14 protein-coding genes are annotated in these 11,494 nt (G+C 72.8%); 5 read left to right on the top strand and 9 right to left on the bottom strand.

The features are described from left to right. Positions 1-3: 3 nt before the first annotated feature. Positions 4-939 (top strand): fumarylacetoacetate hydrolase family protein, encoded by a 936-nt coding sequence (locus J4709_RS12830; RefSeq protein WP_208240510.1) that lies wholly within the window; start codon positions 4-6, stop codon positions 937-939. Then, on the top strand, positions 936-1,196 hold the full coding sequence (locus tag J4709_RS12825) for a Rossmann-fold NAD(P)-binding domain-containing protein (RefSeq protein ID WP_208240508.1): 261 nt from the start codon (positions 936-938) through the stop codon (positions 1,194-1,196). The genes J4709_RS12830 and J4709_RS12825 overlap by 4 nt, the downstream gene beginning before the upstream one ends. Positions 1,197-1,213: 17 nt before the next feature. On the opposite strand, the gene J4709_RS12820 is transcribed toward J4709_RS12825, so the two are convergent. The 4 genes from J4709_RS12820 to J4709_RS12805 all read right to left on the bottom strand — a co-directional run bounded on the left by J4709_RS12820 (position 1,214) and on the right by J4709_RS12805 (position 5,058). Further along, positions 1,214-2,731, bottom strand: a complete 1,518-nt coding sequence (locus tag J4709_RS12820; RefSeq protein WP_208240506.1) for an acyl-CoA synthetase — start codon at positions 2,729-2,731, stop codon at positions 1,214-1,216. Positions 2,732-2,796: 65 nt separating this feature from the next. Further along, on the bottom strand, positions 2,797-3,252 hold the full coding sequence (locus J4709_RS12815; RefSeq protein ID WP_208240504.1) for a MaoC family dehydratase: 456 nt from the start codon (positions 3,250-3,252) through the stop codon (positions 2,797-2,799). Further along, positions 3,249-4,130 (bottom strand): amidohydrolase family protein, encoded by an 882-nt coding sequence (locus J4709_RS12810; protein WP_307801203.1) that lies wholly within the window; start codon positions 4,128-4,130, stop codon positions 3,249-3,251. The genes J4709_RS12815 and J4709_RS12810 overlap by 4 nt, the downstream gene beginning before the upstream one ends. Positions 4,131-4,146: 16 nt before the next feature. After that, positions 4,147-5,058 (bottom strand): SDR family oxidoreductase, encoded by a 912-nt coding sequence (locus tag J4709_RS12805; RefSeq protein ID WP_208240500.1) that lies wholly within the window; start codon positions 5,056-5,058, stop codon positions 4,147-4,149. A gap of 107 nt (positions 5,059-5,165) precedes the next feature. On the opposite strand from J4709_RS12805, the gene J4709_RS12800 reads away from it, so the two are divergent. After that, complete coding sequence (locus J4709_RS12800) at positions 5,166-5,615, top strand: MarR family winged helix-turn-helix transcriptional regulator (protein WP_208240498.1); 450 nt, start codon at positions 5,166-5,168, stop codon at positions 5,613-5,615. Between the two features lie 88 nt (positions 5,616-5,703). After that, complete coding sequence (locus tag J4709_RS12795; protein WP_208240496.1) at positions 5,704-6,321, top strand: hypothetical protein; 618 nt, start codon at positions 5,704-5,706, stop codon at positions 6,319-6,321. A gap of 14 nt (positions 6,322-6,335) precedes the next feature. On the opposite strand, the gene J4709_RS12790 is transcribed toward J4709_RS12795, so the two are convergent. The 4 genes from J4709_RS12790 to J4709_RS12775 form a co-directional block, all read right to left on the bottom strand. After that, entirely contained in the window at positions 6,336-6,899 is a 564-nt protein-coding gene (locus J4709_RS12790) for a Uma2 family endonuclease (RefSeq protein WP_208240494.1), read from the bottom strand. Positions 6,900-6,974: 75 nt separating this feature from the next. Beyond that, positions 6,975-8,153 (bottom strand): diiron oxygenase, encoded by a 1,179-nt coding sequence (locus tag J4709_RS12785; protein WP_208240492.1) that lies wholly within the window; start codon positions 8,151-8,153, stop codon positions 6,975-6,977. Next, a complete protein-coding gene (locus tag J4709_RS12780; RefSeq protein WP_208240491.1) occupies positions 8,150-8,983 on the bottom strand; it encodes a phosphate/phosphite/phosphonate ABC transporter substrate-binding protein in 834 nt (277 codons plus the stop codon). The genes J4709_RS12785 and J4709_RS12780 overlap by 4 nt, the downstream gene beginning before the upstream one ends. 9 nt (positions 8,984-8,992) lie before the next feature. Further along, entirely contained in the window at positions 8,993-10,117 is a 1,125-nt protein-coding gene (locus J4709_RS12775; RefSeq protein ID WP_232383380.1) for an acyl-CoA dehydrogenase family protein, read from the bottom strand. Positions 10,118-10,325: 208 nt separating this feature from the next. Here J4709_RS12775 and J4709_RS12770 point away from each other — a divergent pair, with 208 nt between their 5' ends. After that, entirely contained in the window at positions 10,326-10,601 is a 276-nt protein-coding gene (locus J4709_RS12770; RefSeq protein ID WP_208240489.1) for a Fe-S cluster assembly protein HesB, read from the top strand. 6 nt (positions 10,602-10,607) lie between these two features. Here J4709_RS12770 and nadE read toward each other — a convergent pair whose 3' ends face one another. Next, the gene (gene nadE, locus J4709_RS12765; protein ID WP_208240487.1) at positions 10,608-11,447 is read right to left on the bottom strand and encodes an NAD(+) synthase; all 840 of its coding nucleotides are present in this window, start codon (positions 11,445-11,447) and stop codon (positions 10,608-10,610) included. Positions 11,448-11,494 lie beyond the last annotated feature (47 nt).

Below are 11,494 nucleotides of genomic sequence, written 5' to 3'. Positions count from 1 at the left end.
TTCATGCGTCTCGCCACGTACCTGCATGAGGGCGTCCGCCGCTGCGGCGCCGTCGAGGGCGACGCGGTGCTTCCGTTCCCGGACGGCACCGACCTGCTCGACGTCATCGCGTCCGGCTCGTTCCCGGCGACGGGGCCCGGCGTCCCGCTGGCGGACGTCCGGCTGCTGCCGCCGCTCGAACCGCCGTCCGTGCGGGACTTCGTCGCGTTCGAGGAGCACGTCGAGGGCGTCCGGAAGGCCGTGGACGGCGCATCCGGCGTCCCGGACGCCTGGTATGACGCGCCGACCTTCTACTTCTCGAACCCGCACGCGATGGTCGGCGCGCACGACGACGTACCCCTGCCTCCTGGCTGCCAGGCCCTCGACTTCGAGCTGGAGGTCGCCGCCGTCATCGGGCGCGCGGGCGCCGACCTCTCACCGGCGCGGGCCCGCGACCACGTCTTCGGCTACACGATCTTCAACGACTGGTCGGCGCGCGACCTGCAGTCCCGCGAGATGCAGGTGGGGCTCGGGCCGTGCAAGGGCAAGGACTTCGCCACCACGCTCGGGCCGTGGCTCGTCACCGCCGACGAGCTGGAGCCCTACCGCGACGCCGAGGGGTTCCTGCGGCTCGGCCTGACCGCCGAGGTCAACGGCGAGGTCGTCGGCCGCGACCTGCTGTCCAACATGGGCTGGCCGTTCGACGACCTCGTCGCCTACGCCTCGCGCGGCGCCCGGCTGCGGCCCGGTGACGTCCTCGGCTCGGGGACCTGCGGGAACGGCGGCTGCCTCGCCGAACTGTGGGGCCGCCGCGGCGAGCAGGACCCGCCGCCGCTGAAGCCGGGCGACACCGTCACGCTCACCGTCGAGGGCATCGGCACGGTGTCCAACACGATCGTCGCGGGGACCGAGCCGGTTCCGATCCCGCGCGCCCGCAAACGGATGCGGGAACGCCCGTGAACCGGGTCGCCGGAAAGGTCGTCGTGGTCACCGGCGCGGCACAGGGCCAGGGCGCGGCGGAAGCCGCCGCCCTGACCCGCGAGGGCGCCGCGGTCATCGCGACCGACTTCGCCGAGGCACCGCCCGGCGGCCTCCCCGACGGCGCGGTCGACCGGCGCCTCGACGTGACGTCCGAACCGGACTGGGCGGACCTCGCCGCCTGGCTCCGACGCCCTCCGTTGAGTTGCGGCGTGTCGGCCTTAAAACCGCGGTTTTAAGGCCGACACGCCGCAACTCAACGTGGTAGGGGGCGGTCGCGGAGGCGGGCCTTCTGGACTTTGTTGGAGCCGGTTCTGGGGAGGTCGTCGACCACGTCGAGGTAGACGGGGATCTTGTACTTGGCCAGGCGGGTGGCGAGGAACGAGCGCAGGCCGTCGATGTCCAGGGCGGCGCCGGGGGCGGTGACGACGAACGCACGGCCCACCTCGCCCCAGCGGGCGTCGGGCACGCCGACCACCGCCGCTTCGGCGACCGCGGGATGCTCGAAGATCGCGCTCTCCACCTCCGCCGGGTAGACGTTCTCGCCGCCGGAGATGAACATGTCCTTCACCCGGTCGACGATGTAGAAGTAGCCCTCGTCGTCGACGTGGGCGATGTCGCCGGAGCGGAACCAGCCGTCGTCGGTGAACGCGGACGCGGTGGCGGTCGGGTCGTTCCAGTAGCCGGGCGTGACGTTCGGTCCCTTGATGACGACCTCGCCGGGTTCGCCGGGCGCCGCGTCGGTGAGGTCGGGCCGGACGCAGCGGACGCCGGTGAAGAACACCGGGACGCCCGCCGACCCGGCCTTGCGCTCGCTCTCGGCCGCTTCGAGGAACGTCGCGCCGGGCGCCGTCTCGGTGAGGCCGTAACCCTGGCAGAAGACGAGGCCGCGTTCCTGGTAGGTGTGGATGAGCGACGGCGGTACCGGCGCGCCGCCGGACATCAGGCTGCGCACGGACGACAGGTCGGCGCCGTCCCAGCGCGGCGACTGCGACAGCGCGGCGAACATCGCGGTCACGCCGAACATCCAGGTGACGCGGTGCCGTTCGATCAGGTCGAGGCATTCGTCGACGTCCCAGGACGGCATGATGACCGAGCATCCGCCCTTGAGGAACGTGGGCAACAGGCATTGGTCGAGCGCGGCGACGTGGAACAGCGGCGCGCTGACCAGCGTCACCTCGTCGCCGGCGACGTCCACGCCGACGAGCAGGTTGTAGCAGTTCCACACCAGGTTCCCGTGGGTGAGCATCGCGCCCTTGGGACGTCCGGTGGTGCCGGAGGTGTAAAGGATGCACGCGACGTCGTCCAGCGTGACCTCGGTGTCGATCGGTGCGGGGTCGCCGCCGGCGATCCAGTCCTCGTACGCGAGTTCGCCGCCGGCGGGCTCGCCGACCGCCACGACGGTGGCCGGCGCCCGCTCCGCGGCCCGGACGACCGCGGCGCATTCGGGGGCGTAGACCAGCACGGACGCGCCGCTGTGGCCGAGCATGTAGTCGATCTCGGGCGCGGCGAGCCGGAAGTTCAGCGGGACGAAGATCGCGCCGAGCGCGTGCGCGGCGAACATCGTCTCGACGAACGCCGGATGGTTCGGCCCGAGGTAGGCGACCCGGTCGCCCTTGCCGACGCCGGCGGCGCGCAGCCGGGCGGCGAGCCGCGCCGTCCGGTCGTGGACCTGCGCGTACGTCGTCGGGCGGTCACCGAAGACGAAGGCGGTGCGGCCGGGCGACATCACGGCCCGCCTGGCCGGCCATCCCCCGAGTCCTGCGTTCACCACGGTGTTTCACTCCTCTTGCTGAGCAGCGTGTGCGGATGGCCGGCCGCACAAGGGCCGGGCGGGGTTCAGGCGTAGTGGCGGTAGACGGCCTGGGCGACGCAGGCGGGCTTGGCCTCGCCGTCGATCTCGACGGTGAAGTCGCACACCATCTGCACGCCGTCGCCCGGGACGTCGGTCACCTCGGCGACCTTCCCGGCGAGCCGGATCCGGGCGCCGACCTTCACGGGGCTGGGGAAGCGGACCTTCTCCAGCCCGTAGTTGATGCTCATCTTGGTGCCCTGGATGCCGAGCAGGTCGTTGAACAGCGGGATGACCAGCGACAGCGTCAGGTAGCCGTGCGCGATGGCGGCGCCGAACGGGCCGTCCTTCGCCTTCTCCGGGTCGGTGTGGATCCACTGGTGGTCGTCGGTGGCGTCGGCGAAGGTGTTCACCCGGTCCTGGGTGATGTCGAGCCATGCGCTGTGGCCGAGGTCCTTGCCGGCCAAGGCCCTGATCTCGTCGAGGCCGGTGGCGGTGATCATGCGTTCTCCTTGCCGGTGAGCCCGAGCAGCCGGGCGGCGTTGTCCTTGAGGATCTTCGGGCGGACCTCGGGCTTGATCTCCAGCTTGGCGAAGTCGGCGAGCCAGCGGTCCGGGGTGATGACGGGGTAGTCCGAGCCGAACAGCACCTTGTCCTTAAGCAGGCTGTTGGCGTACCGGACGAGCTGCGGCGGGAAGTACTTCGGCGACCAGCCGGACAGGTCGATGTACACATGCGGCTTGTGGTTCGCGACGGCGAGGGCCTCGTCCTGCCAGGGGAACGACGGGTGCGCCAGGATGATCCGCAGCTCGGGGAAGTCGACGGCGACGTCGTCCACGAGCATCGGGTTCGAGTACTTCAGCCGGATGCCTCCCCCGCCGGGGACGCCCGCGCCGATGCCGGTCTGCCCGGTGTGGAACAGCGCCGGAACGCCGAGCTCCTCGATCGCCTCGTACAGCGGGTAGGCGACCGGGTCGTTCGGCGCGAAGCCCTGGATGCTCGGGTGGAACTTGAAGCCGCGCACCCCGTACTGCTCGACGAGCCGCCGCGCCTCCCGCACGCCCGCCCGGCCCTTGTGCGGGTCGATGCTGGCGAACGGGATGAGGACGTCCGGGTGCTCGGCGCAGCTCTCGGCGACCTCCTCGTTGGAGATGCGCGGCCATCCGGTGGCGTGCTCGGCGTCCACCGTGAAGACGACGGCGGCCATGCTGCGCTCGCGGTAGTAGGCGGCCATCTCCTCGATGGACGGCTGCCGGTGCCCGTGCGCCTTGAAGTACTCCTCGGACGCGCCGAACAGCTCGGGGCTCAGCGAGCCGTGCCCGTCCTTGCTGATCTCGGCGTGCGTGTGGACGTCGATCGCGGTCAGCGCGTCGACGTCGATCGTGAGGTCGGCCATGTCAGCCCTCCGGTGCCTTCGGGGCGGGGATGCCGTAGGTCTCCGGTTCGGCGCCCACGCCCGCGCTCCACTGCCCGGCGATCGCCTCGGCGGTCCAGCCGCCGTCGGCGAACGCGACCGCCTTCTCCTTCGGGTGCGCCCACAGCGCCAGCCGGTCGCCGCCGATGCCGATCGCCTGCCCGGTGACGTCCTTGGACGCGTCCGAGGCCAGGAACGTGATCAGCCCGGTGACGTCCTCGACGGTGCCCAGGCCCTCGTCCTTGCGCAGCCAGTCCGGCAGCGGCTCGCCGGTCCGCTCGGACTCCTCGATGACCGGGCCGAACGCCGGGATCGTCTTGGTCATCTCCGTCGCCGCGACCGGAACGACCGCGTTCACGGTGACGCCCGCCCTGGCCAGCTCCATCGCCCACGTCCGCGCCATCGCCGCGATGCCGGCCTTGGCCGCCGCGTAGTTGGTCTGGCCGAAGTTGCCGCGCTGCCCGGCCGGCGAGGAGATCAGGATGATCCGCCCGCCGGTGCCCTGCTCGCGCATCCGCGCCGCCGCCGCGCGCGCGCAGGTGAAGGTGCCGCGCAGGTGGACGCGGACGACGTCGTCGAAGTCCTCGTCGGTCATCTTCCACAGCACCCGGTCGCGCAGGATGCCCGCGTTGGTGATCAGCACGTCGAGCCGGCCGAACTCCCGGACCGCGGCGCCGACCAGCTCGTCGGCGGTCTCGGTGCCGCCGACCGCCGCGACGACCCCGGTCGCGGTACCGCCCGCCGCGGTGATCGCGCCGACCGCCGCGTCGACCGCGTCCCGGTCCACGTCGTTGACCACCACCGAGGCGCCGGCGGCCGCCAGGGCCTCGGCGTAGGCGCGGCCGAGGCCGCGGCCGCTCCCGGTGACGACGACGACCTTCCCGTCCAGTTCCATAGCTCCCCACAATCGACAGGAATCCTGTTGATGGCCAGTGTTCACATTCAACAGGTTTCCTGTCAATGGCCTACCCTGGACGCGTGCACCGCGACCGGGGAGAGCCGATGACCGACAGCACGCCGCCGACGACCGCCGGCAAGGCGCCGCCGTCGCTGCTGTACCTGGTCAAACGGCTGGAGCTGCTCGTGCGGTCGCGGCTGGAGGAGCTGGTGAAACCTGCCGGGATCACCGCGCTGCAGTACACGGCCCTCACGGTTCTGGAGCGGCACGACGGCCTGTCAGCCGCCCAGCTCGCCCGCGACTCGTTCGTCACCGCGCAGTCGATGGCCGACATGGTCCGCGCCCTGGAGACGCGCGGCCTCGTCCGCCGCGAGCGCAATCCCGCGAACCGTCGCGAGCTGCTCATCCTGCTCACCGGCGCCGGACGCGCGCTGCTGGACGACCTCGCCGGGCCCGTCGGCGAGCTGGAGGAGCAGATGATCCGCGACCTGCCGTCCCGCGAGGTCGGCGAGTTCCGGAACACCCTCACCGAGACCTGGCGCGCCCTCTCCTGAGCACCGGCCCGTCCGCCGGAAAGCATCCGTTCTGACACCGGCGCATGGCAAGATCAGCCGACCCCCTGAAGAGAGCGGAGGCGGCGGCGTGCAGCCACCATCGAACCAGACGCCGTACGGACACGGCGGCGCTCCCCACGGCGCTCCCCAGCAAGCCCCTTACGGCGCTCCCCAGCAGGCCCCCTACGCCGGGCCGTACGCGGGCCAGCAGCCCTCCCAGTACGGCCCGCCGCCGCAGCAGGCGCCGTACGGCGCGCCGCCTGCCCAGCCGATGCCCTACGGCGCGCAGCAGGTCCCCCAGTACGGGCTCCAGTGCCGCTTCTGCGGCTGCGTCCCGGCGGCCGAGACCACCTTCCGCGGCCACCGCGGCATGATCGTGCTCATGTCGTTCCTGCACACCAAGGGCCCGTTCTGCCGGAACTGCGGCCTCGCGGTGTTCCGCGACATGACGGCGAAGACCCTGATCGGCGGCTGGTGGGGCTACTTCTCGTTCATCGCGACGCCGGTCACCGTCCTGATCAACCTCACCCGGCGCGGCAAGGTGGCGTCCCTGGCCCCGCCGATGCCGCCGCCGGACGGAAGCCCGCACCGCCACCCGGCCGACCCCGGCGCCCCGCTGATGGCCCGCCCCATCGCCATCATCGGCGCCCTCGTCCCGGTGATCCTGATCCTCCTGGTCATCCTCGTCAACGTCGCCGGCGCCTGACCCGGCCGGACGGGTCAGAAGTCGCGGGTCGAAAGGACGCCTTCGAGCGGGGCGGGGACCGGCAGGTCCTCGCCCAAGGCGACCGAGGCGCTGTGGGTGTAGTCGTCGCCGCGCGGCTCCGAGAAGATCGTCGCCTTGCGGTCGAGGCGGTCGATCAGCAGGTACAGCGGGATATCGGCGGCGGCGTACCCGCGGCGCTTGGGGCCGCGGTCGCGCTCGGCGCTCTTGCGGTCCCGGCGCCCGCCGGAGGTCACTTCCAGGACCATCACGACGCCGTCCGGCTTGCTGTGCCACTCGCGCCCGGCGAACGCGCCCTTGGGAGCGGCGATCCCGTCGGGGACGTACTCCCCCTCCGGGCTGATGAGCGTCAGATTGCGATGCAGGCGGAGGCCATGGACGTCGCGCACCCAGTCGTCGACCGCCACGACGACGGTCTCGTGCTGGCCGTCGGGGGTCGGCGACACGATGATCTCCCCATCCACCAGTTCCGCACGGAAGCCCGGCATCACGTCGAGTGCTGCGAACGCCTCACGCAGGTCGTCACGGACGAACGGCGGCTCGTCGGGCATCGCCGTCATCGGGATTCTCCTGGTCCTCTCAGGGGTCTGGCGCCGTGTTCCTCAACTTAGCACCGCGGCCTGGCACGGGCGGGGCTACATGAAGTTGCGGGTGTGGAGGGCGGAGAGGGCGGCGGCCTCGTCGTCGGGGAAGCCGAGGTGGACGAGGCGACGCCGGCGGCCCTCGTCCATCTCCTTCCGGAGTTCGAGGACCGCGGCGTGGCCGCGGCGGATCTCGGGCGGCGACCAGCCGCCGGCGGCCAGCAGGATCAGTGCGTCGTAGACGTCCTGGTTGAGGTCGGCGGTGGTGGCGAGGGCGTCGTGGCGGCGCTCGACGGCGGCGCGCAACCGGTTCCTCAGGTGCGGGTCGATCTCGGCGCGGTGGCGCAGGTGAGCGACGCCGAACGCGACGTGGCGGGCCTCGTCCTGGCGGGCGAGGCGGACGGCGCGCCGGGTCACCGGGTCGGGGGCGTGCCGGTCGAGGAACGCGAGCAGGTTCAGGAAGGTGCCCTCGCCGAGGACGGACAGCAGGAAGGACGCAAGGGAGAAGTCGGGTTCGGTGAGCAGCGTGCCGAGGGACTCGCGGCCTCCGGCGGCGGACGTGCCGAGCGGGCCGCCGGTGAGGGCGGCGCGGCGGGCGAAGACCTCCACGTGCCGGGCCTCGTCGGCGGCCTGGACCGCCAGCAGCTGGACGACCTCGCGGAAGTGCGGGTGGACGCGGGCGAGGAGCCGGGCCGGGACGACGAGGGCGGCCTGCTCGTTCTCCACGAGGTAGGTCATGACCTGGACGACGGCCCGCTCGATGTCGGGCGGGAGGGTGAACTCGGCGTCCCAGGGGACGGCGGTCGCCGGGTCCCACTGCGCGGACGCGGCGTGCGCGTAGAGGGCGGGGGCGATCTCGGTCCAGAGGAGGTCGCGGTCGGCGAGGTCGAAGTGCGGTTCCGGGCCGCCCGGTTCGACGAGCGCGCCGCGGGCGGCCAAGCCCCAGTGCGCGGCCGCCCGGCCGGCGACGCCGTCCGGGGAGCCCGCCCGTTCGGCGCCAGCCCAGCGGTCGGGGCCGCCCGGGACGACCCAGGCGCGCACGGGCCCGTCCGCCGCGATCACGGTGTGGCCGCGCGACCGGCACCAGGCGCGCAGGTGCGTGTCGAGCAGCGGGTCGCGGCCCTGGACGCCGAGCCGGGCGCCTGGCGGGAGCGCGCGGAGCGCCCGCTGCACGAGCAGGTGGGCGCCGGACTCGAAGCCCAGGTCGTCGAGGTCGAGGACGGGGTCGGTCAAGGCCGGTAGTCCGGCGCGGTGACCGCGCCGTCCGGGCCGTAGAACCCGTCGTCGTCCACGGCCTGCTCGAGGAGCGCGAAGCCGGTCGTGCGGGCGGGCCGCCAGGCGGTGAGCCCTTCGAGGTCGAACAGCGTCCGGACCTCGGGGTCGGCGGCGTCCATCGACAGCAGCAGGTCCCGGAACCGGTCCGCCTCGGGCGAGGGCCGGGCGGCCATGACGCAGTGGTCGTAGGGGCGGGTCCGGCCGACGACGCGGGTGCCGCCGGGCGGCAGCGTGCCCTCTTGGACGAACAGCAGGTGGCTCGCGTCGATCATGCAGGCCGCCGCGACGTCGCCGGCCATCATCGCGCGGGCGGCGTCGCGCTCGCCGCCGACGTGGTCGCCGTGCAGTCCGACACTGACGTCGAAGCGCCGGACCGCGACGTCCTCGCCGGGCCGGAGCCCGCGCTCGCGCAGCAGCGCGCGCGGGATCAGCGTGGCCTGCGGCGAGTCGGCCGCGCCGGTCCCGACCGTCTCGCCCTTGAGGTCGGCGACGTCCTTGTACGGCGAGTCCTCCCGGACGACGACGACCGAGGTCAGGTCCTGGTCGGTGTCGCGCATGACGAGCGGTTCGAGCCGCCCGCCGGCCAGGCGCCGGGCGCGGACCCACGCCAGCGGCGAGTTCCACGCGGCGTCGATGCGGCCGGCGGCCAGGTCGTCCACCTGCCGCTCGTAGTGGGAGTAAAGGACGAAGTCGAAGCCGAAGCCCTGCCGGGCGAACCAGGCCCGGAACCCGGCCCAGATCGTCACGACCTTGGGGTCGTAGGCGACGGCGCCCATCACCAGCGTCATCCGGGCCTCCTAGAAGAGCGGCATGCCGAGGCTCGCCCGGCCGACGAAGTCGTGCAGGGCCTGCGTGGTCGGCGCCATCACCCTTGCCGCGAGCGCGTCGCGGAACAGCCGCTCGACGCCGAGCTCCTTGCGGAACGCGGAGCCGCCGCACAGCCGCATCGTCGCGTCCGCGACGTCGGCGGCGGCCTCGGCGGCGACGGCCTTGACCTCCAGGACGCGCAGCGTCGCGTCCTCGCGGCCTTCGGCGAGCGCGACGAGCGCGTCGCGCAGGAACGCGCGGACCTGGTCGGTGCGGATCCGCAGCTCCGCGAACTGCGCGCGCTGCATCGGCTGGTCCGCGAGCGTCTGCCCGAGGTGCTCCAGCCTCGTGCCGGTGAGGTGCGCGGCGGCCTTGGCGGTGAGGGCCTCCATCAGGCCGAGCGAGAACGCCGCGCTCATGACCAGGAAATGCGGGAGCGCCGTCCCGAGCGCGATGTCCAAGCCCTCGCCGTCGGGACCGAGCATGGCCTCGCGGTCGACGAGGACGCCGTCGGCCTTCACCGGGCTGGACGCGTTGCCGCGCAACCCGAGGCCGTCGAACGGCCCGCGGACGCTCAGCCCCTCGCGGTCGCGGGGCACCAGCCACAGGGTCATCGGCCCGTCCGCCGCGAGGGGACGGCTCGACCAGACGTAACTGTCGGCCTCGCCCGCCGCGGTGACCCAGCTCTTGTCCGCGTCGAGCCGGACGCGCCCGTCGCCGCCGGACGCGGCGGTGCCGAGCGGCGACCAGAAGTGGCTCCGCGACCCGGCCTCGGAGAACGCGAGCGTGCTGAGGTGCGCGTCCCCGGCGACGGCCTCCCGGACGTCCTTCGGCCCGTGCGCCTCGATCAGCGCGGTGGCGGCGTAGTGCATGAGCAGGACCATCGCCGTGGACCCGCAGGCGCCCGCGAGCCGCTCGACGACGTGCGCGGCGGCGGCGAGCCCCTCGCCGCGCCCGCCCGCGTCCTCGGCGCTGACGAGGCCGAGCAGGCCCGCGCCGGCCAGCGCGTCGATGTTCGCGCGCGGGAAGGCCCCGCCGCGGTCCACCTCGCCGGCCCGCGGGGCGACGGATTCCTCAATGACGTCCTGAATGGCGCGCGCGTAGTCGTAGGGCAACCGGTCCGCTCCTTTTCACGGTGAATTCGCGGGACCTCGGGGTAATGGCCGAAATCACCGGAACCCCGACGCGGGCGGCCTCGCCCGCCCCTCCCGCGTCTCCCCCTACCCGTGGCGCGCGTCACGGATTCGGCGCGGTGATCATGGGGTACACAAAATGCGGCAGTCATGACCACCGGTTGGTTCAAGCGAGGCTCAGGAGTTCGTTGTGCTCATCGTCACGGGAACGGCCGCCAGCGCCCTGCGCAATCTGTCCGGCCGGCCGGGCGCCGGCCTGCGGATCGCGCCGCTCGACGACGACGCCTCGCTCCTCGCCGTGTCCCCGGCGGAGCGGCCGGCGTCCACCGACGAGGTCGTCGAGGCGGAGGGGGCGCGGCTGTTCCTCGACTCCGCCGCCGCCGCGTACCTGCACGACAAGGTGCTCGACGTCCGCCTCGACGACCAGGGCGCGGTGTCGTTCCTCATCACCGCGCCGACCCGCTGAGGACGGTCAGCGCCACCAGTCGTCGAGCGGGGTGACCGGGACCGTCCGCTTGTGCCGCGTCGCGAGGTAGACCGACTCGACCCGCTCCGCGACCTCCGGCGGGACGTCCTCGCCCTCCAGGTAGCCGTCGATCTGGCTGTACTTCAGGCCGAGCGCCTCCTCGTCGGGCAGCGCGGGCCGGTCGTCCTCCAGGTCGGCGGTCGGCACCTTCTGCCAGGTGCTCGAAGGGGCGCCCAGCTCCCGGAGCAGCGCCGCGCCCTGCCGCTTGGTCAGCCCGGTCAGCGGGGTCATGTCGACGCCCCCGTCGCCGTACTTGGTGAAGAAACCGGTGACGGCCTCGGCCGCGTGGTCGGTGCCCACCACGAGCAGGCCGAGCTGCCCGGCGACCGCGTACTGGAGCACCATGCGCTCGCGGGCCTTGATGTTGCCGCGCACGAAGTCCCGCAGCCTCGGCTCGCCGTCCAGCAGCTCCCGCAACCCGGTCGCCGCCTCCTCCGCGACGGCGTCCGCGCTCGGCTTGACGTTCACCGCGATCGACCGGTCGGGGCGGATGAACTCCAGCGCGACCTGCGCGTCGTGCTCGTCCGCCTGCACGCCGTACGGGAGCCGCACCGCGACGAACGTCGCCTCGTGCCCCTCCGCGCGCAGCTCCTCGGCGGCCAGCTGGCACAACCGTCCGGCCAGGGTGCTGTCCTGCCCGCCGCTGATCCCCAGCACGTACCCCTTGGCCGGCGTCGCCCGCAGGTACTCCTTGAGAAAGCCGACCCGCTCCCGGATCTCGTCCCCCGGGACAATGGCCGGCTTGACGCCGAGCTCCGCGATTATCTGCTTCCGTAGGTTCGTCACCCGAGCACTCTAGCGGAAACCAGCACAATGTCCAAATGGTCCGAATT

Source organism: Actinomadura violacea, assembly GCF_017573465.1.
GTDB classification, from domain to species: domain Bacteria; phylum Actinomycetota; class Actinomycetes; order Streptosporangiales; family Streptosporangiaceae; genus Spirillospora; species Spirillospora violacea.
The sequence above is the reverse complement of the archived record's forward strand: the minus strand, read 5'-3'. Positions and strand labels throughout refer to the sequence as shown.

Coding starts and splice junctions, on each gene's coding strand:
- J4709_RS12830 (WP_208240510.1), top strand. CDS start 4: ATGCGTCTCGCCACGTACCTGCATGAGGGCGTCCGCCGCTGCGGCGCC.
- J4709_RS12815 (WP_208240504.1), bottom strand. CDS start 3,252: ATGATCACCGCCACCGGCCTCGACGAGATCAGGGCCTTGGCCGGCAAG.
- J4709_RS12805 (WP_208240500.1), bottom strand. CDS start 5,058: ATGGAACTGGACGGGAAGGTCGTCGTCGTCACCGGGAGCGGCCGCGGC.
- J4709_RS12800 (WP_208240498.1), top strand. CDS start 5,166: ATGACCGACAGCACGCCGCCGACGACCGCCGGCAAGGCGCCGCCGTCG.
- J4709_RS12790 (WP_208240494.1), bottom strand. CDS start 6,899: ATGACGGCGATGCCCGACGAGCCGCCGTTCGTCCGTGACGACCTGCGT.
- J4709_RS12780 (WP_208240491.1), bottom strand. CDS start 8,983: ATGACGCTGGTGATGGGCGCCGTCGCCTACGACCCCAAGGTCGTGACG.